The 24918-nt window shown below is 66.4% G+C and carries 16 protein-coding genes, 1 tRNA gene and 1 pseudogene; 16 read left to right on the top strand and 2 right to left on the bottom strand.

Translation table 11 applies throughout. The annotated features are described in order from the left end of the window. Positions 1–2: 2 nt before the first annotated feature. The gene (locus QZL87_RS13435; protein ID WP_295320220.1) at positions 3–1049 is read right to left on the bottom strand and encodes a hypothetical protein; all 1047 of its coding nucleotides are present in this window, start codon (positions 1047–1049) and stop codon (positions 3–5) included. A 334-nt stretch (positions 1050–1383) separates the two neighbouring features. On the opposite strand from QZL87_RS13435, the gene mdh reads away from it, so the two are divergent. The 10 genes and pseudogenes from mdh to QZL87_RS13385 all read left to right on the top strand — a co-directional run bounded on the left by mdh (position 1384) and on the right by QZL87_RS13385 (position 13978). Continuing rightward, positions 1384–2346 carry a malate dehydrogenase gene (gene mdh, locus QZL87_RS13430; RefSeq protein ID WP_295320218.1) on the top strand — a complete coding sequence of 321 codons (963 nt, stop codon included), beginning with the start codon at positions 1384–1386 and terminating at the stop codon, positions 2344–2346. Between the two features lie 125 nt (positions 2347–2471). Further along, complete coding sequence (sucD, locus tag QZL87_RS13425; RefSeq protein WP_295320215.1) at positions 2472–3449, top strand: succinate--CoA ligase subunit alpha; 978 nt, start codon at positions 2472–2474, stop codon at positions 3447–3449. A gap of 105 nt (positions 3450–3554) precedes the next feature. Further along, a pseudogene (locus tag QZL87_RS13420) lies at positions 3555–3844 on the top strand (GIY-YIG nuclease family protein). 54 nt (positions 3845–3898) lie between these two features. Further along, positions 3899–6721, top strand: a complete 2823-nt coding sequence (locus QZL87_RS13415) for a 2-oxoglutarate dehydrogenase E1 component (RefSeq protein ID WP_295320212.1) — start codon at positions 3899–3901, stop codon at positions 6719–6721. 93 nt (positions 6722–6814) lie between these two features. Then, positions 6815–8050 (top strand): 2-oxoglutarate dehydrogenase complex dihydrolipoyllysine-residue succinyltransferase, encoded by a 1236-nt coding sequence (gene odhB / locus QZL87_RS13410; RefSeq protein ID WP_295320209.1) that lies wholly within the window; start codon positions 6815–6817, stop codon positions 8048–8050. A 99-nt stretch (positions 8051–8149) separates the two neighbouring features. Next, positions 8150–9562, top strand: coding sequence for a dihydrolipoyl dehydrogenase (gene lpdA / locus QZL87_RS13405; RefSeq protein ID WP_295320208.1), 1413 nt, complete (start codon positions 8150–8152; stop codon positions 9560–9562). 21 nt (positions 9563–9583) lie between these two features. Further along, positions 9584–10924 (top strand): amidohydrolase, encoded by a 1341-nt coding sequence (locus QZL87_RS13400; protein WP_295320206.1) that lies wholly within the window; start codon positions 9584–9586, stop codon positions 10922–10924. Between the two features lie 9 nt (positions 10925–10933). Next, positions 10934–11560 carry a trimeric intracellular cation channel family protein gene (locus QZL87_RS13395; protein ID WP_295320204.1) on the top strand — a complete coding sequence of 209 codons (627 nt, stop codon included), beginning with the start codon at positions 10934–10936 and terminating at the stop codon, positions 11558–11560. Between the two features lie 160 nt (positions 11561–11720). Beyond that, positions 11721–13049: an oxygenase MpaB family protein gene (locus QZL87_RS13390; protein ID WP_295320203.1), complete on the top strand. Its 1329-nt coding sequence runs from the start codon at positions 11721–11723 to the stop codon at positions 13047–13049. Positions 13050–13072: 23 nt separating this feature from the next. Beyond that, positions 13073–13978 (top strand): alpha/beta fold hydrolase, encoded by a 906-nt coding sequence (locus QZL87_RS13385; RefSeq protein ID WP_295320199.1) that lies wholly within the window; start codon positions 13073–13075, stop codon positions 13976–13978. Between the two features lie 109 nt (positions 13979–14087). Here the strand turns inward: QZL87_RS13385 and QZL87_RS13380 are convergent. Continuing rightward, positions 14088–14174 (bottom strand) — tRNA-Leu (locus tag QZL87_RS13380). Positions 14175–14479: 305 nt separating this feature from the next. Here QZL87_RS13380 and QZL87_RS13375 point away from each other — a divergent pair. The 6 genes from QZL87_RS13375 (at position 14480) to gspF (ending at position 24896) form a co-directional block, all read left to right on the top strand. Further along, on the top strand, positions 14480–16060 hold the full coding sequence (locus QZL87_RS13375) for a hypothetical protein (protein ID WP_295320197.1): 1581 nt from the start codon (positions 14480–14482) through the stop codon (positions 16058–16060). A gap of 99 nt (positions 16061–16159) precedes the next feature. Beyond that, complete coding sequence (locus QZL87_RS13370; protein WP_295320194.1) at positions 16160–18838, top strand: TonB-dependent receptor; 2679 nt, start codon at positions 16160–16162, stop codon at positions 18836–18838. A 275-nt stretch (positions 18839–19113) separates the two neighbouring features. Continuing rightward, on the top strand, positions 19114–19989 hold the full coding sequence (locus QZL87_RS13365; protein WP_295320192.1) for a type II secretion system protein N: 876 nt from the start codon (positions 19114–19116) through the stop codon (positions 19987–19989). 5 nt (positions 19990–19994) lie between these two features. After that, a complete protein-coding gene (gene gspD / locus QZL87_RS13360; RefSeq protein ID WP_295320189.1) occupies positions 19995–22199 on the top strand; it encodes a type II secretion system secretin GspD in 2205 nt (734 codons plus the stop codon). Beyond that, entirely contained in the window at positions 22196–23689 is a 1494-nt protein-coding gene (locus tag QZL87_RS13355) for an ATPase, T2SS/T4P/T4SS family (RefSeq protein ID WP_295320186.1), read from the top strand. The genes gspD and QZL87_RS13355 overlap by 4 nt, the downstream gene beginning before the upstream one ends. Continuing rightward, on the top strand, positions 23682–24896 hold the full coding sequence (gene gspF, locus QZL87_RS13350) for a type II secretion system inner membrane protein GspF (protein ID WP_295320184.1): 1215 nt from the start codon (positions 23682–23684) through the stop codon (positions 24894–24896). Before QZL87_RS13355 ends, gspF begins: the two co-directional genes overlap by 8 nt. Positions 24897–24918: the final 22 nt, after the last annotated feature.

The raw sequence follows: 24918 nt of genomic DNA, 5'->3' as shown, positions 1-24918 counted from the left end.
CCCTACACCAGCACGAGCAGGACGCCGCCGGCGATCTTCCCCCAGCGCGACGTGTTGGCGGCGACATAGGCCAGACTGCGGACGTAACGCATTTCGTGGGCGAGATGTCCGGCAGCCTGTTCGGCGGTGCGGCGCATCGTCCGAAAGGGGCGCGGTTCGGGCGGCCTGATCGGCCCCGGCCGTGCCGGGGGCGAGGGCAGGTCGGCGAAGCCGCCGTTGGTCACGCGCGGGTCGGCGGCGACCGCCTGGCACAAGGCTTCCATGCGCGCGATCGCCAGCCGGTTCGGCACCGCGCGATCACGGCTGAGCAGCTCGAAACTATGGCTGAAGGCCGAGAACTGGATCGCCCCGCTCGCCGCCGCATGGTCGAGCGCGTCGCGCATCTCCTCTTCGGACATCGCGCACAGCTGCGCGGGGCGAAAGCTGTCGACGCGGTCCATCAGGCCGCTGACCGGCACCTCGCAGACACCGTGGTGCAGGCGCATTCCGATATTGCGGCGGTCGAGCGCAATGTCGCAGCCATGGCCGACATGGGCGCCATTGAAGCTGCTGTCATAGTCGAAACCCAGCGCGGCGAGCGCGCGCAGCGTATCGTCGTTGGCGCCGAAATTGCCGGCGCGAAACGCGACCGGGTCGGGCGCGCCCGCGCGCACCAGCATGTCAGCCGCCAGCCCGATCAGCTTTTTCTGCGCGCCCAGCGGAAAGTCGCCGATGTTGCGCCCGGTCAGCCGCCCGGCCGGGTTGAAGCGCGCGAAGGCGAGCCATTCGGTGTGGATGTGGAGCTGCACCTCGTGACCGCGCGCGACAATCGGAGCGACGATGTCGCGGACGATCGACGGCCCGTGGACGAGCGCGGGCATCGGATCGACGAAGAAGACGCCCTTCAGGCCGTATCTTTCGAGCATGTCCATCTGGAAATGGATGCCGAAATCGCCATCGCGGCAGCGGCCGAGGATCGAGCTTTCGAAATTGGCGCGCGCGTCCTGGCCCCGTTGATAGAGGCCCGCCGACAATTCGGTGTCGAAGCTGATGATCGCGCGCGTCATCATGGGCGCGTAACAAAGCGGGAATAAGGGAGGGTTAATCGGCGTTGCGCAATAGCCCTATGCGAACGGCGCATTTTTCTTCCATCCTGCCGCGAACCCGTTGCGATCCTGCCATGGCACGCGCCAGCCTGTCATCTAAATCAATTTTCGAGGCCATTATCGTTATTGCGAACTATTAGCAAAAAAAGGCGGTTTTTCGGCTTTTTCGCGGTTGTTTCCTTAAGGGAATCGGCGTAGGGGCGTCGCCAGTCTTGGGACCGGTGCGGAGCTTTGGCCCGTGCCCCCGCCGGTCTGTGAACCAAATGCCGGGCTTGCCAGGAAGGGAGTGCCGCGCGCCATGGGACGCAAGAAGATCGCTTTGATCGGAGCCGGGAATATCGGCGGAACGCTGGCGCTGCTCGCCGCGCAGAAGGAACTCGGCGACGTCGTCCTGTTCGACGTGGTCGAAGGCGTGCCGCAGGGCAAGGCGCTCGACCTGTCGCAGGTCGGCCCGATCGCGGGCTTCGACGCGAAGATCACCGGCACCAACGATTATAAGGACATCGCGGGCGCCGACGTCATCATCGTCACCGCCGGCGTTGCCCGCAAGCCGGGCATGAGCCGTGACGACCTGCTCGGGATCAATCTGAAAGTCATGAAGGCTGTGGGTGAGGGCATCAAGGCGAACGCCCCCGACGCTTTCGTCATCTGCATCACCAATCCGCTCGATGCCATGGTGTGGGCGCTGCGCGAATTCTCGGGCCTGCCGCACAACAAGGTCGTCGGCATGGCGGGTGTGCTCGATTCGGCGCGCTTCAGCCACTTCATCGCCGACGAATTCGACGTGTCGGTGAAGGATGTGAACACCTTCGTGCTCGGCGGCCACGGCGACACGATGGTTCCCGTCGTGCGTTACTCGACCATCAACGGCATTCCCGTTCCCGACCTCGTCAAGATGGGCCTGTCGTCGCAGGACAAGATCGACGCGATCGTCAAGCGCACCCGCGGCGGCGGCGGCGAGATCGTCGCGCTGCTCGGCACCGGCTCGGCCTTCTATGCCCCCGCGGCCTCGGGCATCGCGATGGCCGAAGCCTATCTCGGCGACCAGAAGCGCATCCTGCCCTGCGCCGCCTATGTCGACGGCCAATATGGCGTCGACGGCCTTTACGTGGGCGTGCCGGTGCTGATCGGCGCGAACGGCGTCGAGAAGATCGTCGAAATCGAACTCGACGACGCCGACAAGGCGGGCCTGCAGGTGTCGGTCGACGCGGTCAAGGAACTGCTCGACGCGTGCAAGGGTCTGGATTCGAGCCTCGCATAAAGGACATTGTGCCCCTGCGAAGGCAGGGGCCCATCACCCGCGCTCTCAAATCAGGGCGGCGGGCGACGCGAAATCAGGAGATGGGCCCCTGCCTTCGCAGGGGCACGAGAAACGGAACGAAATCTATGTCCATCCTCATCGACAAGAATACCAAGGTCATCACGCAAGGGATGACCGGCGCCACCGGCACCTTCCACACCGAACAGGCGCTCGCCTATGGCACGCAGATGGTCGGCGGCGTGACGCCGGGCAAGGGCGGCACGACGCATATCGGCCTGCCGATGTTCAACACCGTCGAGGAAGCGAAACATGCGACCGGCGCGACCGCGTCGGTCATCTATGTGCCGCCGCCGTTCGCCGCCGATTCGATCCTCGAGGCGATCGATGCCGAGATCGAGCTGATCGTCGCGATCACCGAGGGCATTCCGGTGCTCGACATGGTCAAGGTGAAGCGCGCGCTCTCGGGCTCGAAGTCGCGCCTGATCGGCCCGAACTGCCCCGGCGTGCTGACCCCCGACGAATGCAAGATCGGCATCATGCCCGGCAACATCTTCAAGAAGGGCAGCGTCGGCGTCGTCTCGCGCTCGGGCACGCTGACTTATGAAGCCGTGTTCCAGACCTCGAACGTCGGCCTCGGCCAGACCACCGCGGTCGGCATCGGCGGCGACCCGGTTAACGGCACCAACTTCATCGACGTGCTCGAACTCTTCCTCGCCGACGACGCCACCAAGTCGATCATCATGATCGGCGAAATCGGCGGCCCCGACGAAGTCAACGCCGCGCAGTGGGCCGTAGACCCGGCGATGAAGCCGACCACGGGTTTCTTCATGATCGGCGAAATCGGCGGCGACGCCGAAGAACAGGCCGCGCAGTTCCTGATCGACGAAGCGAAGCGCGGCCGCAAGAAGCCGATGGCCGGCTTCATCGCGGGCCGCACGGCGCCTCCGGGCCGCCGCATGGGACATGCAGGGGCAATCGTGTCGGGCGGCAAGGGCGACGCCGAAAGCAAGATCGCGGCGATGGAAGCCGCCGGCATCAAGGTGTCGGCGAGCCCGTCGGAACTCGGCACGACGCTCGCCGAAGTGCTCAAGGAACGCGTCTGATTTTCATACCAACCTTCTTTTCGTGTGTCCCCGCGAAGGCGGGGACCCATTGCGACGTTGCATGGACCCCCGCCTTCGCGGGGGAGCACGGAGGGGAGGTCTGAGATGGTTCGGCCTGGCTTCGTCTACATCATGGCAAGCCGGAAAAACGGAACTATCTATATCGGCGTGACGAGCGATCTACCGCAGCGGATTTGGCAACATCGCGAAGGGATGATCGAGGGATTTACGAAGGAATATGGCTGCAAGCTGCTGGTCTGGTTTGAAGCGTTCGAGAGCATTCACGACGCCCGGCAGTTTGAAGCGCGAATGAAGAAATGGAACCGGCGTGGAAGATCAGCCGCATCGAGGAGCGCAACCCCGAGTGGACCGATCTGTTTGAAACGCTTGTTTGAAACCCCCCAGGAGATGGGCCCCTGCCTTCGCAGGGGCACAGCGAGTTTGAGACTATGAACCTCGAGAGACAAAGCTTCGACATCGATGAGCCGCAGGCCGGCCCGAGCTGGGCGCCGAAGAACTGGCCCGTCATCGACAGCGACGACCTGACCGCCGCGCTCGACCCGCAGCAGATGCAGGTCGCGGTAAAGGCCGCCGCCGCCAAGGCGGGGGCCGCGTTGTCGAGCGCCGAGGTCGAGCGCGCCGCCGACGATTCGATCCGCGCGATGATGCTGATCCGCACCTATCGCGTGCGCGGGCACCTTGCCGCCACGCTCGATCCGCTTGGGCTCAGCCAGCGCGAACTGCCCGCCGACCTGACGCCCGAATATCACGGCTTCGTCGGCGCCGATCAGGATCGGCCGGTGTATATCGGCGGAACGCTGGGTCTCGAAAAGGCGACGATCCGCGAGATCGTCGCGATCCTGCGCGCCAATTATTGCGGCCATGTCGGCCTCGAATATATGCACATCTCCGACGTCGAGGAGCGGCGCTTCCTGCAGGACCGGATGGAGGGCGCCGACAAGAGCGTCGAATTCACCCAGGAAGGCAAGCGCGCGATCCTCAACAAGGTGATCGAGGCCGAGGAATGGGAGAAATTCCTCGCGCGCAAATATGTCGGCACCAAGCGTTTCGGGCTCGACGGCGGCGAATCGATGATCCCCGCGATGGAATCGATCATCAAATATGGCGGCCAATATGGCGTGAAGGAAATCGTCTATGGCATGGCGCACCGCGGGCGGCTCAATATGCTCGCGAACGTCATGGCGAAGCCCTATCAGGTGATCTTTCACGAATTCGCCGGCGGCAGCGCCAACCCCGACGACATCGGCGGTTCGGGCGACGTCAAATATCACCTCGGCACCTCGACCGACCGCGAGTTCGACGGGGTTTCGGTGCATATGTCGCTCGTCCCCAACCCCTCGCACCTCGAAGCGGTCGATCCCGTCGTGCTCGGCAAGGTGCGCGCGCAGCAGGTCGTGCGCGACGACCTCGCCGAACATACGCAGGTGCTGCCGGTGCTGATCCACGGCGACGCGGCGTTCGCGGGGCAGGGGATCGTCTGGGAATGCCTCGGCTTCTCTGGGATCCGCGGCTACAATACCGGCGGCTGCATCCACTTCATCGTCAACAACCAGATCGGTTTCACGACCAGCCCGCAGTTCGCGCGCTCGTCGCCCTATCCGTCGGACGTCGCCAAGGGCGTCCAGGCGCCGATCCTGCACGTCAACGGCGATGATCCGGAGGCGGTGACCTTTGCGTGCAAGCTCGCGATCGACTTCCGCCAGCAGTTCAAGCGCGACGTCGTGATCGACATGTGGTGCTATCGCCGCTTCGGCCATAACGAAGGCGACGAACCCTCGTTCACCCAGCCTTTGATGTACGAACGCATCCGCAAGCATCCGCCGGTGTCGCAGCTTTGCGCCGCGAAACTGCAGGACGAGGGCGTGATCGACGCCGGCTGGGCCGACGCGCGCCGCGCCGAATTCACCGCGCGGCTCGAAGGCGATTTCGAGGCGGCGAAGACCTATAAACCGAACAAGGCCGACTGGTTCGCCGGGCGCTGGTCGGGCCTCTATGCGCCGACCGATTCCGAACATGCGCGCCGCAACATCGCGACGGGCGTTTCGGAAAAATTGTTCGATTCGATCGGCCGCACGCTGACGACGATCCCCGCCGATGTCGAGGTTCACAAGACGCTGCGCCGCGTCATCGACGCGCGCGGCGCGATGTTCGCGAACAAGGACGACGGCGAAGTGTTCGACTGGGCGACCGCCGAGAGCCTCGCCTTCGGCACCTTGCTCAGCGAAGGCTATCAGGTGCGCCTGTCGGGGCAGGATTCGGGCCGCGGCACCTTCAGCCAGCGCCACGCCGTCTGGGTCGACCAGAAGAGCGAGGAAAAATATGTTCCGCTGACGACCGTGCCGCACGGCCGGTTCGAGGTGCTCGACAGCCCGCTCTCCGAATATGGCGTGCTCGGCTTCGAATATGGCTATGCGATGGCCGACCCCAAGAGTCTCGTGCTCTGGGAAGCGCAGTTCGGTGACTTCGCCAACGGCGCGCAGATCATGATCGACCAGTTCATCGCCGCGGGCGAGGCCAAGTGGCTGCGCGCCAACGGCCTCGTGATGCTGCTCCCGCACGGTTATGAAGGACAGGGGCCCGAGCATAGCTCGGCGCGCCTCGAACGCTTCCTTCAGCTGTGCGCGGGCGACAATATCCAGGTGTGCAATATTTCGACCCCGTCGAACTATTTCCACGTCCTGCGCCGCCAGATGCTGCGCTCGTTCCGCAAGCCGCTGATCATCATGACGCCCAAGTCGCTGCTTCGCCACAAGCTGGCGGTGTCGCAGCGGTCGGACTTCATCGGCGACGCGCATTTCCGCCGCATCATGTCCGACCGCACGCCGCCCGCCGACAAGGACATCAAGCGCGTCGTGCTCTGTTCGGGCAAGGTCGGTTACGATCTGATGGAAGCGCGCGACGCCGCGGATCTCACCGACACGACGGTGATCCGCATCGAGCAGCTCTATCCCTTCCCGGGCGAGGCGCTCGCGGTTCGCCTGAAGCGGATGCCGAAGCTCGAAGAGGTCGTCTGGGCGCAGGAAGAGCCGCGCAACAACGGCGCCTGGTTCTTCGTGGGCGAGCTGATCGAGGAATCGCTGGCCGAAGCGGGCCATAAGGGCATGCGCCCGCGTTACGCCGGCCGCGCCGCCGCGGCATCGCCCGCGACGGGCCTGATGAGCCGTCACCAGACCGAACAGTCGGCGCTCGTCGCCGATGCCCTGGGTTTGTCGGTTAGAGCGGAAATCAGGCGCGCGAAGAGCAAGGCATAGAATATGGGTGTGCCCCTGCGAAGGCAGGGGCCCATCTCCCACCCTTTGATGATGGGCCCCTGCCTTCGCAGGGGAACGGAAAGAGAAGAAGCGATGAGCACCGAAGTCAAAGTCCCCACGCTGGGCGAAAGCGTCACCGAAGCGACGATCGGCGAGTGGCTGAAACAGCCCGGCGAAGCGGTCGCGCTCGATGAGCCGATCGCGAGCCTCGAAACCGACAAGGTCGCGGTCGAAGTGCCGTCGCCCGTCGCCGGCGTGATGGGGCAGCAGCTCGCCGCGGTCGGCGACACGGTCAATGTCGGCGCGACGATCGCGACGGTCGAAGCGGGCGGCGCGGTCGCTGCGCCCTCACCCGCCGCTCCGGCACCCGCCAAGGCCGAAGCCGCGGCTCCGGCCCCCGCCGCGACCGCCGCTCCGGCGGGTGAGGGCGTCGATACGGTCACCACCATGTCGCCCGCCGTGCGCCGCCTCGTGCTCGAACATGGCGTCGACCCGACGAAGATCCAGGGTACCGGCAAGGACGGCCGCCTGACCAAGGAAGATGTGCTCGCGGCCGCCAGCGCGGCGCCTGCCGCCGCGCCTGCGCCCGCTGCCGCGCCATCGGCGCCCGCCGCGAGCGGTGCGCCGGGCCGCCAGGAAGAGCGCGTCAAGATGACGCGCATGCGCCAGACGATCGCCAAGCGCCTCAAGGCCGCGCAGGACACTGCGGCGATGCTGACGACCTTCAACGACGTCGACATGTCGGCGGTGATGGCGACGCGCGAGAAATATCGCGACAGCTTCGAAAAGAAGCATGGCGTGCGCCTCGGCTTCATGAGTTTCTTTACCAAGGCGGTCGCGCTCGCCGCGCACGACATCCCCGCGGTCAACGCCCGGATCGAGGGCGACGAGATCGTCTATCACAATTATCTCGACGTCTCGGTCGCGGTCAGCGCGCCGAACGGCCTCGTCGTGCCCGTCGTCCGCAACGCGGACAGCATGAGCTTCGCCGACATCGAAAAGGCGATCGCCGACCTCGGCAAGCGCGCGGCCGATGGCAAGCTGGGCATCGAAGAAATGACGGGCGGCACGTTCTCTATTTCGAACGGCGGCGTGTTCGGCGGCCTGATGTCGACCCCGATCATCAACCCGCCGCAGTCGGCGGTGCTCGGCCTCCACCGCATCGAGGATCGCCCGGTCGTGCGGAACGGCGAGATCGTGATCCGCCCGATGATGTATCTCGCGATGAGCTACGACCACCGCCTGGTCGACGGGCGCGAGGCGGTGACCTTCCTCAAGACGATCAAGGAAGCGATCGAGGATCCGACGCGCCTGCTGATCGATCTGTAGTTCCGTCGCCCCAGCGAATGCTGGGGCCGCTATCCCCCTGGCGCCGCCTTTGGCAGCCAGCGATCCCAGCTTTCGCTGGGATGACGAATGGAGTGAGTTATGGCTGATTACGACTACGACGTCCTTGTCATCGGTGCCGGTCCCGGCGGTTATGTCGCGGCGATCCGCGCGGCGCAGCTGGGCCTCAAGACCGCGTGCGCCGAAGGGCGCGAAACGCTCGGCGGCACCTGCCTCAACGTCGGTTGCATCCCCTCGAAGGCGATGCTCCATGCCTCCGAATATTTCGAGGCCGCGGCGGGCGGCGCGATGGCGGCGATGGGCATCAAGGTGAAGCCCGAACTCGACCTCGGCACGATGCACGGCCAGCGCAAGGACGCGGTGAAGGGCCTGACCGGCGGCATCGAATTTCTGTTCAAGAAGAACAAGGTCGACTGGCTGAAGGGCTATGCGCAGTTCACCTCGAAAGATACCGTCGAAGTTGCGGGCAAGGCGGTGCGCGCCAAGAATATCATCATCGCGACCGGCTCGTCGGTAACCCCGCTTCCCGGCGTCGAAGTCGATAACGACAAGCAGATCATCGTCGATTCGACCGGCGCGCTCGAACTTGCCAAGGTGCCGGGCCATATGGTCGTGATCGGCGGCGGCGTGATCGGGCTCGAACTCGGCAGCGTGTGGCGCCGCCTCGGCGCCAAGGTCACCGTCGTCGAATTTCTCGACCAGATCCTGCCCGGCATGGACGGCGACGTCCGCAAGGAAGCGAACAAGATCCTCAAGAAGCAGGGCATGGAGTTCAAGCTCAAGACCAAGGTCACCAAAGCCGCGGTCAAGGGCAAGAAGGCCGTGCTGACGCTCGAGCCTGCAGCGGGCGGCGATGCCGAAACGCTCGAAGCCGACGTCGTGCTCGTCTCGATCGGCCGCCGTCCGAACACCGACGGTCTCGGCCTCGACAAGGCGGGCCTTACGGTCAACCAGCGCGGCCAGATCGAAACCGACCATGATTTCCAGACCAATGTCCCCGGCATCTGGGCGATCGGCGACGTCATCCCGGGCCCGATGCTCGCGCACAAGGCCGAGGACGAGGGCATCGCCTGCGCCGAGAATATCGCCGGGTTGACCGGCATCGTGAACCACGACGTGATCCCGTCGGTCGTCTACACCTGGCCCGAAATCGCCGGCGTCGGCCTGACCGAAGAGCAGGCTGTTGAGAAGGCGGGTGGGGAAAAGGGCGCGGTCAAGGTCGGCAAATTCCCGATGCTCGCGAACAGCCGCGCCAAGACCAATCACGAGCCCGACGGTTTCGTGAAGGTCATCGCCGATGCCAAGAGCGACCGCGTGCTCGGCGTGTGGTGCATCGCGAGCGTCGCGGGCACGATGATCGCGCAGGCGGCGCAGGCAATGGAATTCGGTGCGACGTCCGAGGACATCGCCTATACCTGCCACGCGCATCCGACGCACAGCGAGGCGATCAAGGAAGCCGCGATGGCGGTGACGGGCAAGCCGATCCATATCTGACGCGAAGATGAGGGGGAGAATATGATGGCGAAGCACGGGCTCTGGGCAGCGGCTTCGCTGCTCCTCTCCCTCACCGCGACCGGCGCGCAGGCGGCGCCCGATCTTGCCGCGGCCAATGCGCGGCTGACCGGGCTGCTCGACAAAAATTATCCGGCGCTTGATGCGATCTACAAGGATCTGCACCAGCACCCCGAACTCGGGATGCAGGAGGTCCGCACCGCGGGTATCCTGGCAAAGCATCTGCGCGACGCGGGCCTCACCGTGACCGAGAAGGTCGGCGGCACCGGCGTCGTCGGCGTGCTCAAAAATGGTGAGGGGCCGACGATCCTCGTGCGCGCCGACATGGACGCGCTGCCGATGGAGGAAAAGACCGGGCTCGCCTGGGCGAGCAAGGCGCGCGCGACCTATGAGGGCAAGGATGTGCCCGTCATGCACGCGTGCGGCCACGACACGCATGTCGCCTATCTGGTCGGCGTCGCGCAGGCCCTGAGCGCGATGCGCGACAGCTGGTCGGGGACGGTGGTGCTGATCGGCCAGCCCGCCGAGGAACCGCTCAGCGGCGCGCGCGCGATGCTCGACGACGGGCTCTTCAAACGCTTTCCGAAGCCCGATTTCGGCTTCGCGGCGCATGTCACCAACCTTCCCGCCGGCGTCGTCGCGATCAAGGCGGGGCCGTCCTCGTCGGCGTCGGACAGCTATGCGATCACCTTCCACGGCCGCGGCGGGCACGGCTCGATGCCCGCGGCGACGATCGACCCGATTCCGATCGCCGCGCGCTTCGTCACCGATACGCAGGTGGTGATCAGCCGCGAAAAGGATCCGGCGGCGTTCGGCGTGCTGACGATCGGCGCGATCAACGCCGGCAGCGCGCCCAACATCATCCCCGACAGCGCCGAGGTGAAGGTCAATCTGCGCTCGCAGTCGCCCGAAGTGCGCAAGCTGCTCCAGGACGGCACCGCGCGCGTCGCCAAGTCGGCCGCCGCGATGGGCGGCGCGCCCGAACCGACGATCCGCTACCTCGGCGGCACGGGCATCATGATGAACGACCCGGCGATGGCGAAGGCCGCGGTCGCGGCGCTGACGCCCGCCTTCGGCAAGGGGCTGGTCTTCGCGCCCGAAAGCGCGACGCCGATGTCGGGGAGCGAGGATTATTCCGAATTCGTCGATGCCGGCGTGCCGTCGCTCTTCTTCGGCATCGGCGGCTACGACCCCGCCGTGCTCGCCGATCTCAAGGCGAAGGGCGAGCCCGCGCCGACGAACCACTCGCCTTTCTTCGCGCCGAAGGCCGAGCCGGCGATCCGCAACGCCGTGACCGCGATCGTCCTCTCGATCGTCGGGGGCGTACGGCCGGCGGCGAAATAGGCTCCCGCCTTGATCGAGCTCGACAATGCGCTGATCGTCCGGTTGCTCGACCTGATCGGCATCGGCGTCTTCGCGCTGTCGGGCGCGCTGATGGCGGTGCGGCTGCGCCAGACACTGGTGACCGCGGCCTTTTTTGCGCTGGTGACCGGCGTCGGCGGCGGCAGCGTGCGCGATCTGTTGATCGGGGCGCCGGTGTTCTGGGTGCAGGACGGCGCCATCGCCGCGGTGTGCATCGCGATCGCGCTCGTCGTCTGGCTCACGCCCGAACGCTGGTGGCAGGGGCAATTGCTCGAATGGGCCGATGCGGTCGGGCTCGTCGCTTATGCCGTGTTCGGGACGGCGAAGGCGATGGCATGGGGCGTCCCCCCCGCGCCTGCATTGCTGATGGGCGTCATCACCGGCTGCGTCGGCGGCACGATCCGCGATGTCCTCGCCGGCGTCCCGTCGATCATTGTCCGGCCCGAAATCTATGTCACCGCGGCGGCGCTCGCTTCGGGGCTGTTCCTGATTCTGCTCTGGCTGGGCGCCGGGACCCCGGTCGCGGCGGTCACCGGCGCGGTCGCCGGTTTCATCCTGCGCGGCGCCGCGATCCGCTGGTCGCTTGCGCTGCCCGCCTATCGCGATCCGAAGGCGTAGATAAAGTACAGGCGTGTCCCCGCGAAGGCGGGGACCCATCTCCGGTGGGTTCAAAATGGCACCGGCAGGAGATAGGCTCCCGCCTTCGCGGGAGCACGGCCTTTTCCGTCGAGGTCACGCCTAAACTTGCCAAATCGCGAATCTGTGGCAGGTTCGTCTTATGAACAATGATGTCAGCACGATCGCCCGCCGGGTGCGGGACCAGGCGGATGCCTTGCCCGAGCTGTTCGGCCGCTTCGATTTCGACAAGGCGCCCGAACGCTGGGCGCCCGAGGCCGATGCGGTGAGCGAGCTCAGCCGCGTCCGCAGCATCGACCGGTCCGACTATCTGCATGATCCCGATCTCCTCGGCCGCATCCGCGAATATACGATGCTCGGCGACCGCACCGGCGACGCCTATGCCGCGCTGATGCCGAGCTATGGCTTCCAGCGCACCGTCGCGATGCTCGTCGATGCGTGCGACAAGGGCATCGAGGCGGTCGAGGATGCGCCCGCCGAACTGATCGCGCTGATCCGCGAGATGGAGCAGAAGCCCGACTGGCTCGACATGGAACTGGTCGAGGAAGGCGCGGCCTATGAACGCAACGCAACGGCGAACCTCTCGCCCTTTCTGATCCGCGGCGCCTTCATCGCGACCTTCCTCAACAAATATTCGGCGCTGCCGATGGCGCTCACCGGCACGCTCGGTCATGCGACCGCGGCGCGGCGGGTCAAGGAAACCGCGACCTTCTTTGCGACGACGGCATTGCCGGGCGCGCTCGACCGCTATGGCCCCGGTTTCAAGGCGGCGGCGATGGTTCGGCTGATGCACTCGATGGTGCGCGTCAACGTGCTGTCGCGCCCGGGCATGTGGGACGCCGACACCTATGGCATGCCGATCCCGCAACTCGACCAGATGCCCGCGGGGCTGATCCCCATCTACTTCCTGTCGCAGGAGGTGCTGGCGAAAGGGCGCACGCGCTTCACGCGGATCGAGCGCGGCCGCGTCGAACTCGCGCGCTATCGCTGCTATCTTTTGGGGCTGCCCGAGGATCTGCTCGCCGACACGCCGCAGGAGATCGTCCGCATCTGGCGCACGCGCAGCGCGACGCTCCGTTACGAATATGACGATCAGGTCTGCGGCGGGCTGCTCCGCGCGACGATGGACGCCGAATTGTCGAAGGACCGATCGCCCAAGGGGCAGGTCAAGCGCCGGCTCGAATATTCGGTCAGCCGCGTCTTCTTCGTGAAGGCCTTTCTGGCGGGCGACGAGGCGCGCGCCGCCCAGGTCGGCGTTCCGGTGCGCCGCCGCGATCACCTCATCTATGGTGCGACGATGCTCGGCATCGCGGGGCGGATGGCGGCCTATCGCTTCGCGTCGCGGCTGCCGCTGATCCGCCACTTCGCCGACCGCCGCCTCGTCCACCGGATCGAGCGCCAGCTTGCCGAATATGGCCGCGCCGAATTCACTTCCGACGCCGCGCATTACAAACCCGCGACGGCCTTCTAGATATTTCCAGCCAAGGGGATTCCATGCAGACCGAACAGGCGGCCGTCAACGGCATCAGCATCACCTATGAGGACAAGGGGCCGCGCGATGCGCCCGTCATCCTGCTGGTCATGGGCCTCGGCGGGCAATTGACACTCTGGCCCGACGAGTTCGTCGATGCGCTGAACGCGCGCGGTTTCCGCACCATCCGCTACGACAATCGCGACGTCGGCCTGTCGACGCGCTTCGAGGCGGCGGGCATTCCCAATGTGAAGTGGATGATCGTCAAATCGGTGATCGGCCTCCCGGTGCGCCCCGCCTATACGCTCGCCGACATGGCGGCCGACGGCATCGGGCTGCTCGACCATCTCGGCATCGAGCGCGCGCATGTCGTCGGCGTGTCGATGGGCGGCATGATTTCGCAGCATATCGCCGCGCGCTATCCGCAGCGCGTGCTGTCGCTGACGTCGGTGATGTCGACGACGGGCAACCGCCGCCTGCCGCGCGCGCGGAAGGAAGCAATGCAGGTGCTGGCGAACCGCCCGATGAGCGGCGACAAGGAAGCGCTGATCGCCTATTCGGTCAATGCGGCGCGGGTGATCGGCAGCCCCGGCTATCCGCAGGACGAAGAGCGGCTCCAGCGCCGCGTTCGCGCCGATTTCGAACGCGGCTGGTATCCGCAGGGCGTCGCGCGGCAGATGGCGGCGATCGTCGCCGACGGCGACCGGCGTCCGATGCTGAAGAAGATCAAGGCACCGACGCTCGTCATCCATGGCGAGGATGATCCGCTCGTGCCGCTGCCCGGCGGGCGCGATACCGCCGACAATATCGCGGGGGCGCGGCTCAAGACGATTCCCGGCATGGGACACGACCTGCCGCTCGCGCTGGTCGATACGCTGGCCGATGCGATCGCGGAGCATATCGGCGCAACGACCGCCGTCACGGCATAGCTTCTCCGCTCCCGCTCGCGGGCAAGGGGCGGCATCCTCGTATCGCCCGGCATCAAGGCCCGCGCCAAGCGCGCCAGGAGTCAAAACATCCAATGAAATCAATGGATGATGGTGCGGTCGAGAAGACTCGAACTTCCACGGCCTTTCGGCCACAACGACCTCAACGTTGCGCGTCTACCAGTTCCGCCACGACCGCACATCATGATGGTCCGGATCGGGTCCGGCACCAGGTAGGAGCGGGCGCCTAGCAAAGCTTGCCGGGCGATGCAAGCGAGCTTCGCCGCTTTTATTTTTGCGCGTGCGAACGCGCGCGGCCCCGGGCCGCCTTCCATGTCATCGAACCGACTCCAAAGAGTCATGCAACTGTCACGGCTCTGGCGTCAGACCGTCATCGAATCACCCTAGTGGCGGCGTCACCGGGGGCGAGACAGCAATCCTTTTCTCGACCGCGGCGTGTTTTTCATCAGGCGCGCGCAGGCGCACACCGGGACGGAGATTTTCATGGCGGCTTTCGCACGCATTCGTTTGGTCATGCTCAGCGGCGTGGCCTGTTCCATTCTTGCGGCATGCGGCGCCGACGGCGTCGCGTCGCCGGGCGAGGGCGTGATCGTCATTCCCGCGCCGACCCCGACCCCGACGCCCACTCCGACCCCGACCCCCACGCCGACCGGCGTGACGCCGGCCGACGCCTGCCCGAACATCAACGGCGCCGATAAGCTCTCCGACCTCGGCACCATTTCGGGGCCGCAGGGCACCTGGCGCAACTGCGGCTTCCCCGCGAAGTTCAACTCGACGACCGCGATCCCCAAGGTCGACGGCGTCATCTATTCGCTGCCGGGCCGCGTCGATGTCGGCACCGACAAGGGGCCCGATCCCGATGCCCCGACCTCGGCGGCGCCCGAAGTCACGCTGACGATCGATCCCGGCGTCACCATCTTTGCCTCGACGGGCACCGCCTTCCTTGCCGTCAATCGCGGCAACAAGATCGACGCCGTCGGCACGCCGACGCAGCCGATCGTCTTCACCGGCCGCGGCAACGTCGTCGGCTCGGCAACCGACAACACCTCGCAGCTGTGGGGCGGGGTCGTCCTGCTCGGCCGCGCGCCGATCACCGATTGCGACGCGGCGGGTGCGGTTCCCGGCACCAACGATTGCGAACGCGATACCGAAGGCACGTCGAATGCGCTCTATGGCGGCGAAGTCACCGACGATAATTCGGGCCGTCTGAGCTATGTCCAGATTCGCTACTCGGGCTTCAACCTGTCGCCCGACAGCGAATTGCAGGGGCTGACCCCGTCGGGCGTCGGTTCGGCGACCCAGTTCGACCATATCCAGATCCACAACAGCTCGGACGACGGCATGGAAGTCTTCGGCGGCCGTCCGAACTTCAAGCATATGATCGTCACCGGCGCCGAGGACGACAGCTTCGACACCGACGTTGGCTACAAGGGCAATATCCAATATGCGATCGCGGTCCAGCGCGCCGGCGGCGCGGTCGGCGACTCGATCATGGAAATCGACTCGGACGGCGATGAAAACGCGATCCCGCGTCAGGAAGTGAATATCTCGAACTTCACCTTCATCCACCGCAACGCCGCGGCCGGCAACGGCGCCGCGATCCGCATCCGCGGCGGCGCCGACTACACCTTCGCCAACGGCCTGATCACCACCGGCGCATCGTGCATCCGCATCGACAGCGCGACGACGGTGCAGCCCGCCGACCCGGCGCTCGACGAAAACGGCCCGCCGCGCTTCGAATCGGTGTCGATGCAGTGCAACGACCGGCCGTTCCGCGGCTCGAACGGCCCCGACGACGCCGCGGTCCGTGCGATCTTCGAACTCGGCACGAACAACAGCTCGACCTACACGCCGAGCCTGACCGACGTCTTCGTCAACGGCGCGACTGAAACCGCGCTGCAGGCGTTCGACGCCTCGGCGCTCGACGACTTCTTCGATGCGACGGCCTATGTCGGCGCGGTCGCCGACGCCAACGATAGCTGGTACGCGGGCTGGACCTGCAATTCCGCCACGGCGTCGTTCGGCGACACCAGCGGCAACTGCACCGACATCCCCGTAAGCTGACGCGCCGACGTCCGATACCGGGGCGGGGCGCACCAACGGCGCGCCCCGCCCCCATTTCCATCTGCCATTAGGGCCCATCTCCATTAGGGGTAATCCAACATGACCAAGCGGTCGCTATTCGCCAGCTTCCTGCTCCTTTCGTCGGCGCTGGTGTCGCCCGCGGCGCTCGCCCAGACGGCCGAGCCCGATCCCGCGCCCGCCGAGACGCCGCCCGCCGACCCGGCTGGCGAAGAGGTCGATGTGTCGATCCCCGGCGGCGCCGACGCCGAGATCGTCGTCACCGGCCGCTATACCCCCAATGTCGTCCGCGCGACGCCCGAGGTCGTGTCGGTCCTCTCGTCGGCCGACATCGCGCGCACCGGCGAAGGCGACATCTCGGGCTCGCTGCAGCGCGTGACCGGCCTGTCGGTCGTCGGCGGCGGCTTCGTCTATGTCCGCGGTCTCGGCGACCGTTACTCGCTCGCGCTCTTGAACGGCTCGCCGCTGCCCAGCCCCGAACCGCTGAAGCGCGTCGTCCCGCTCGACATCTTCCCGACCAACGTCATCGATTCGACGCTGGTGCAGAAAAGCTATTCGGCGAACTTCCCCGGCGAATTCGGCGGCGGCGTGATCAACCTCACGACCAAGGCGACCCCGCGCGAGACCTTCCTGACCTTTTCGGGCGGCATCGGGTGGGACAGTGAGACGACGAACGAGCTCGGCTATACCTATTATGGCAGCGACACCGACTGGACCGGCTTCGACGACGGCACCCGCGACGTCCCGCCGCTCCTGAAAGCGGCTTTCGCCAGCGGCAAGCCGATCCTCGAGGGCGCCGATTTCAGCCTCGACGATCTGAAGGCGATCCAGATGGAGCTCGTCAATTCGGAGACGAGCCTGCTCCAGCAGAACAACCATATCCCGGTCAACTGGTCGGCGGGCATCACCGGCGGCACGACGATCCAGCTCCCCGACGGCGAGCTGGGCATCATCGCGACCGCGGGCATCAGCAACAAGTGGCGCACGCGCGATACGCTCCAGCAGACCTCGCTCGAAACCGACCTGTCGGGCGAGCCGCAGACCAATTTCAACCGCGTCGTCACCGACAACCGCATCGTCGTCAACGGCCTGCTCGGTTTCGGACTCGAACTCGGCGACCACAAGTTCCGCTGGACCAACCTCTACATCCGCGACACGCTGAAGCAGGCGCGCCTCGGCCTCGGCACCAACCGCAACCAGTCCGACCGCGACATCATGCAGCAGGACACCGCCTGGTACGAACGCCAGCTGATCAACAGCCAGATCGTCGCCGAATTCGATTTCGACCGCATCCAGCTCGACCTGCGCGGCGGCTATGCCAATTCGCAGCGCGAGGCGCCCTATGAGCGCAGCTTCACCTATGTCCGCACCAACCTGCCCACCGAGGTCGATCCCGTCGGCGACAAGTTCGTCAACGACCTGACCGGCGGCCGCGGTTCGGCGAGCATTTCCTTCTCGGACCTCAATGAGGATCTCTGGTCGGGCGGCGTCGACCTCTCCTACGAACTCGCGCCGCGCATCACCGCGACGGTCGGCTATGCCTACAGCGACACGCACCGCACCTCGGTGCGCCGCGATTTCCTGTTCCGCGCGCAGAATCTGCCGATCGAGGTCCAGCAATTGCGCCCCGACTATCTGCTCTCCGACGCCTCGATCCAGCTTTACGACATCCGGCTGCTCGAAACCTCGGCGCAGGACGGCGCGGCGGCGTTCGACGCCAATCTGACCACCCACGCCGGCTATGCGCAGCTCCAGGCCGAAGTCGTGCCGGGCGTCAACATCAACGCCGGCGTCCGTTATGAGGACGCCAAGCAGACCGTTGTCCCGGTCGACCTGTTCAACACCGGCTCGTCGGTGTTCGTGCCGACCAACCTCAACAACGACTATTGGCTGCCGGCGGTGACGCTGACCTGGGAAATGGCGCCCGACATGCAGCTGCGCCTCAACGGGTCGAAGACGATCGCGCGGCCGCAGTTCCGCGAGCTGGTCGCGCAGGTCTATCTCGATCCCGAATCGAACCGCCTCTATCGCGGCAACCCCTCGCTGACCGACAGCGAGCTGTGGAACGCCGAACTGCGTTACGAATGGTATTTCGACCGCGATCAGCGGTTCACGATCGCGGGCTTCTACAAATCGATCGACAATCCGATCGAGGCCTATACGTCGGCGTCGGACAATCAGGTCAGCACCAGCTACGCCAATGCGCCGAAAGCGACGCTTTACGGCGCCGAGGTCGAGGTGCAGAAATATTTCGCGCTCGATACGCTGTCCGACGCGCCCTTCTGGCAGAGCCGCCGGCTCGTCCTGATCGGCAACTACACCTACACCCAGTCGGACATTCAGGTCGGCGAGGACGACGTCACCTTCATCAACGGCGTCGAGCGTCCGGCCGGCATCTTCTTCTTCGACGGTTCGCCGCTGACCGGCCAGTCCGACCATTTGGTCAATTTCCAGATCGGGCTCGAGGATCAGGACCGGCTGTCGCAGCAGACCTTGCTCCTGACCTACGCCAGCCCGCGCGTCACCAGCCGCGGCCCGTCGGGCCAGCCCGACCTCAAGGAAAAGCCCGGCATCCAGCTCGACTTCGTCGCGCGGCAGGGCATCAACCTCCTGAACAAGGAAATCGAGCTGAAGTTCGAGGCGCGCAACCTCACGGGGCGCAAATATGAAGAAGTCCAGACCTCGGGCGACAACAAAATCTATTTCAACCGCTACAAGCTCGGCCGCACCTTCTCGCTCAGCGCCTCGATCAAGTTTTGAGCTAAGCTACGCCCTCCCCTTCAGGGGAGGGCAGCGAGACTTGCCAGCTTGCTGGCTTAGTCGCAGCGGGTGGGGGCCATCGGCCTTGCGCAAGGCCGATGGCCCCCACCGCCTACCCCTCCCCTGAAGGGGAGGGGCTTATGCGAAGCGCCCCACCGCACCGGACTCGCCCGGCTGACAAAAAACTGTAATCTTGCCGTCAACTGATTGTCATCAATCGCCCCTAGGCGATTCGCGAGACCGCATTCTTTCAGTTGGGGGACGAGAAAAACCACATGGCAACGCTGATGTCCGGATCGGCCGTTCGGCTGCCGCGCGCGCTGCCTTCGTGGCTCCGCGTCCGCAAGCGGAACCCGCGCGAAATTGGGCCGCACCTGCTCGTCGGTCTGCTCGGCGCGCTCCTGATCTGGCAATGCGTCCGCCTGCTCTGGACACTCGTCACACCGCTGTCGCCGCTCGGCGCGTGGCAGCCGCAAACCGCCGTCATCGCGTCGCCCGCCGAACGGCGCGCGCTCTTCACCAGCCTCGATCCCTTCTTCCGCGGCCAGGTACAGGGTCCCGCCGCCGCGACGGTGACCTCGGCGGGGCTCACTCTCTTCGGGATCAACCTCAACGAAGCGACGGGCGGCGGCTCGGCGATCATCGCCGGCGAGGACGGGGTGCAGACGAGCTACGCCGTCGGCGAGGAGATCGCGCCGGGACTGAAGCTCGCCGGTGTCGCCTTCGACCATGTGCTGCTCGACCGCGGCGGCGCGCGCGAAAGCCTGTTCCTCGATCAGAGCGGCGCGGCGCCCCTCGCTGCTCCGGCAACCGCGCTTCCCGCGCCGACGCCCGAAATCGGTGCGGCGCCATCGGGAACCAGCGGCGACATGACCCCCGCCGCGATCAAGGCGGGCGTCGCCTTCGCCCCGCGCACCGAAGAGGGCCGCGTGACCGGCATCGTCGTGCAGCCGCAGAGCGACGGGGCGACCTTCCGCGCCGCGGGCCTCCGTCCCGGCGATGTCGTCCGCTCGGTGAACGGCCGCCCGATCACATCGGCGAGCGACATCGCGGCGCTTTCCAATCAATTAGCCCCGGGCGCGCGCATCGCGCTCGAGGTCGAACGCGGCGCCAGCGTCGTTCCCGTCGCCATCTTCCTGTCGAAACAATAGGTCTTATGCGTCTCAAGCTTTCTCTCATGCTCGCCGCTGCGCTGGTTTCCGCCGCGCCGGGGCCCGCACTGGCCCAATATACGCTGAACGTGCGCGACGCCGACATTCGCGCCTTCATTCAGGATGCGGCGCGGATCACCGGGCGCACCTTCGTCATCGACGGACGCGTCAACGGCAAGGTGTCGGTCGTCACCGACCGGCCGCTGTCGCGCAGCGAATATTTCGAGATTTTCCTCGCCACCCTGCGCTCGAACGGCCTCGTCGCCGTGCCGGGCCCGAACGGCAGCTATCGCGTCCAGCCGATCGACGGCGCCGCGGCGCAGCCCGGCCGCATCGGCAGCGGCGGCGCGGCGCAGAACCAGTTCGTCACCGAAATCATCCGCCTTCGCCACATCGACGCCGTCGCGGCGGTCGAAACCTTGCGCCCGCTCGTCAGCCCGCAGGGCTCGCTCACCGCGAACCGCAACGCCAACAGCCTCGTCGTCGCCGATTTCGCCGACAATATCCGCCGTATCCGGTCGCTCGCCGCGAGTATCGACCGCGACAGCTCGACCAGCCAGATCGTCACGCTCAAGAACGCCGGCGCGCGCGAGATTGCCGCCGCGCTCCAGGCGCTCGTCCCGGCGGCGGGGGAGGGGGCGCGGGCGCCGGTCGCGATCGTGCCGATCGACAGCAGCAACGCGATTGCGCTCAGGGGTGATCAGGCGCTTGTCGCGCGCTTCGTCGCGATGGCGAACGATCTCGATGCGAAGGCGGCGGGCGGCACCGAACTGCGCGTCTATTGGCTCGAACATGCCAATGCCGAAACATTGTTGCCGACGCTCCAGCAACTGATCGGCGGCGGCAGCGACCCGGCGCAAAAGGCGGGGCTGCCGCCCGCGTCATCCTCGACCTCGTCGGCGGATGGCGGCAGCGCACCCGCGCCCGCCGCCGCCGCGCCCGCGGCGACCTCGACCGGCGCTGGGGGCAGCGGCAGCATCTCGACGCGCGGTCCCGCCATCGTCACGCGCTACGAAGGCGCCAACGCGATCATCGTCGCGGCGAACAGCGAAGTGCAGCGGATGCTCGGCGAGCTGATCCGTCAGCTCGACACGCGGCGTCAGCAGGTGCTCGTCGAGGCGATCGTGGTCGAAATCGGCGACGATGCCGCCAAGAAGCTCGGCGTCCAGTTCCTGCTCGGCGGCAAGAATATCCCCTTCGTCGCAACCAGCTACAGCAACGCCTCGCCTAATATCCTGACGCTCGGCGGCGCCTATGCCTCGACGCAGATCAGCGAGGAGACGACGACCACCGACGGAACGACCGTCGTGACCACGACGTCGAGCGCGCTCGGCGATGCGTTTCAGGAAGCCGCGGCCGCGCAGCTGCTTCAGGCCACCGGCGGCTTCGCCGGCTTCGCGGGCGACATCGGCAAGAATACGATCTTCGGCGCGATCATCAACGCGGTGAAATCGGACACGACGTCGAACCTGCTCGCGACCCCGCATATCGTCACGCTCGACAATCAGGCGGCGAAATTCCTCGTCGGCCAGGAAGTGCCGATCACCACGGGTGAGGCGCTTTCCGACAATTTCGACAACGCCTTCCGCACCGTCCAGCGCGAAGAGGTCGGCATCAAGCTCGACGTCACGCCGCAGGTGAACGGCGCGGGCGAGGTCAAGCTCTTCCTCCGCCAGGAAGTGTCGAGCGTCGCGGGGCCGGTGTCGTCGCGCAACAGCGACCTCATCATCAACAAGCGCGCGTTCGAAACCGTGCTGACCGTCGACGACGGCGAAATCCTCGCGATCGGCGGGCTGCTCAACGACGACGAGCGCCGGACAATCGAGCGGATCCCGCTGCTCAGCGACATTCCGCTGATCGGCGAGCTCTTCAAGTCGCGCAGCCGGACGCGCGCCAAGACGAACCTGATGGTCTTCATTCGCCCCACGATCCTGAAAAGCCGCGAGGACAATGCCGCGCTGACCGCGCGCCGTTACGGCTATATCCGCGACTTCCAGCTCCAGCGAAACCCCGATCAGGAACCCGCGATCGACGCGCTGGTGCGCGACTATATGGGCGCCACCCCGCCGTCGCCGCCGAGGCCGAACGACGTCACCGTCGGCCCCGTCAACCTCCCCGAATTGCGCCGCCCCGATGGCAGCGTGACGCCCACCGATGTTCCGCCCTCGACGTCAGAGGCGCCCGCGCCGCCCGCCGGAGACTATCCGTGACCGACATCGAACCGGCGGCGCCTCCCCCGGCGCCGGTCGATATTCCTTACGGCTTCGCGCGCGCGCACGGCGTCGTCATCGCGCCCGGCGAGGACGGCGTCTGGCTCGCGACGCTGCGCGAGGGCAGCGATCCCGCCGTGCTGATTGAGGTCAAACGCTATCTCGCGCAGCCGCTGCGCGTCGCGACCGCGGGTGCCGGTGATTTCGACCGGCTGCTTTCGGATCATTATGCGATCGACAGCTCGGCCGCCGCGATGGCGGGCTCGCTCGACGGCAGCGACCTCGACCTCGGCATCCCCAGCGCCGAGGATCTGCTCGACAGCGCCGACGACGCGCCTGCGATCCGCCTGATCAACGCGATCATCGCCGAAGCCGTGCGGCAGGGCGTCAGCGACATCCATATCGAGCCCTATGAAAGCGGGCTCGTCGTGCGGATGCGCGCCGACGGCGTGCTGCGCGAGCATCTGCGCATGCCGCCGCACGTCGCCCCCGTCGTCGTCAGCCGCATCAAGGTGATGGCGCGCCTCGACATCGCCGAACGCCGCGTGCCGCAGGACGGCCGCATCGGCCTGACGCTCGCGGGGAAAGCGGTCGACGTCCGGGTCTCGACCTTGCCGAGCCGCGCGGGCGAACGCGTCGTGATGCGTATTCTCGACAAGGACAGCGCCGGGATCGACTTCGACGTCCTCGGCCTGTCGGGCGAGGCCGACCGCATCCTGCGCGAGGCGCTCGCCGAACCCAATGGCATCATCCTCGTCACCGGCCCGACCGGCTCGGGCAAGACGACGACGCTTTACGCCGCCTTGAAGCAACTCAATGACGGCCAGCGCAACATCCTAACCGTCGAGGATCCGGTCGAATATGCCGTTGACGGCGTCGGCCAGACGCAGGTGAACAGCAAGGTCGGGCTCGATTTCGCGGCGGGCCTGCGCGCGATCCTGCGCCAGGATCCCGACGTCGTGATGGTCGGCGAAATCCGCGACCGCGAGACCGCCGACATCGCGGTGCAGGCCTCGCTCACCGGCCACCTTGTCCTCTCGACCGTCCACACCAACGATGCCGTCGGCGCGATAACGCGCCTCAAGGATTTGAAAGTAGAGCCTTTTCTTCTCGCCTCCACGCTCCGCGCCGTCCTCGCCCAGCGCCTTGTGCGCAAGCTTTGCGACAATTGCCGCGAACCCGTCCAGGCCGACAACAGCGTCGCCGCCATGCTCGGCCTCGACATCGGCACCGTCATCTGGCGCCCCAAGGGCTGCGAGGCGTGCGGCGGCACCGGCTTCAAGGGCCGCATCGGCGTGTTCGAGGCGATCAAGGTCGACGAGACCGTCCGCCGCTACATCTACGCCGGCGGCGACGAGGCGATGATCGCCAAGCACGCCTTCCTCAAATCGCCGACGCTCGCCTCGGCGGCGCGGGCGATGGTCGCCAAGGGGCTGACGACCGCCGAGGAAGCGATCCGCATCGCGCGGCGCGAGGATGTCGATGCCTGATTATCGCTATGTGGCGATCGATCCCCAGGGCCGCGAGCGCAAGGGACGGCTGACCGCCGCGAATGACGAGGCCGCGCGCGCCGATCTGGTGCGGCGGAAATTCCACATCGTTGCGGTCGAAGCCGCCGGAGCGAAACCCGCCGGCCGCTCGCTGCTCGCATTCCGCAAGACCAAGCTCAGCAGCAAAGAGCTGGCGCTCTTCACCCGCCAGCTCGCAACGCTCGCCGAGGTCGCGCCGCTCGAAGAGGCGCTGCGCACCTTGACCCGCCAGAGCGAAGCCGAAAGCGCCCGCGCGATCATCGGCGACGTCCATGCCGGACTGCTCGAAGGCCGCCGCCTCGCCGACGCGATGGGACGCCAGCCCGCCAGCTTTCCGCCGCTCTATCGCGCGATGGTCGCGGCTGGCGAGACGACGGGCAGCCTCACGACGATCCTCGCGCGCCTCGCCGATCTGCTCGAGCGCCAGGCCGAAGTGCGCGGCAAGCTGATCGCCGCGCTTGCCTATCCGATCGTGCTCGCGGTCGTCGCGATCGGGGTCGTCGCCGCGCTGATGATCTTCGTCGTCCCGCGCGTCGTCGAGCAGTTTACCGACACCGGCCAGCAACTGCCCTTCCTGACCCGCGCGGTGATCGCCGTCTCCAGCTTCGCCGCCAATTGGTGGTGGCTGATCGCGCTGCTGATCGCCGCCGCCGCATTCGGCTGGGTCACGGCGCTGCGCCGCCCGGCGTTCAAGGCCGCGGTCGATGCGCGGCTGCTCCGCTTGCCGCTCCTCGGCCGCCTGCTCCGCGACCTTTACGCGGCGCGCTTCGCGCGGACGCTGTCGACGATGGTGTCGAGCCGCCTGCCGCTCGTCGAAGGGCTGAAATTGACGGTGCCGACGATCCGCAACGCCGCGCTCGCCGGCGCGACCGCGAATATCGTCGATCAGGTGCGCGCCGGCGGCGGTTTGTCCTCTGCGCTTCGCGACGCCGGCGTCTTCCCGCCTTTGCTCGTCTACATGACCGCGAGCGGCGAAAGCGCGGGCCGGCTCGAGGTCATGCTCGAACGCGCGGCCGATTATCTCGAGCGCGAATTCGACCGCTTTACGGCTGCATCGATGGCGCTTCTCGAACCTGTCATAATTGTCGTTATGGGGTCGTGCGTGGCCCTGATCATCCTCGCCATTCTGCTTCCGATCCTTCAGTTGCAGAATCTAGCCGGACTATGAAAATGTCGCTGATGCAGCTATT

Source organism: uncultured Sphingopyxis sp. (assembly GCF_900078365.1).
GTDB lineage: Bacteria > Pseudomonadota > Alphaproteobacteria > Sphingomonadales > Sphingomonadaceae > Sphingopyxis.
This window is presented reverse-complemented; position numbering and strand designations above follow the sequence as displayed.